This window comes from Bacillus hominis (assembly GCF_018332515.1).
Lineage (GTDB): Bacteria > Bacillota > Bacilli > Bacillales > Bacillaceae_G > Bacillus_A > Bacillus_A hominis.
On the sequence record NZ_BOQD01000695.1, the window covers coordinates 1 to 269 of the forward strand.

At 39.4% G+C, this 269-nt stretch carries 1 protein-coding gene; it reads left to right on the plus strand.

Annotated elements, in window-relative coordinates; genetic code table 11:
• Nucleotides 1-44: 44 nt before the first annotated feature.
• On the plus strand, nucleotides 45-269 hold a 225-nt coding region (locus tag KI356_RS29000), incomplete at its 3' end, for a hypothetical protein (RefSeq protein WP_212937093.1).

The following is a 269-nucleotide window of genomic DNA, read 5'->3' on the forward strand; positions in this document are numbered from 1 at the left end:
TCTACCGGCATTGATCGCTGGTCGGAGGTAATAAGGATTTTCACATGAACTTGAAGAAGATTGTTTTCAGTGCTGTCACTGTTTCAGTGCGCTGCGCATTAACGGGATGTGACTACATGCAAGAAGGCAAGCCAGAAAGTAGTGTACTGAAACAAGAAGAAGAACATAACAATAAAATTGTGCTACTTGAAAAACAACAAGCACAGCTAAAGAGTCAACTCGAAACTATTCAAAAACAACAAACTGGCATAATAAACAGCACAAAGACT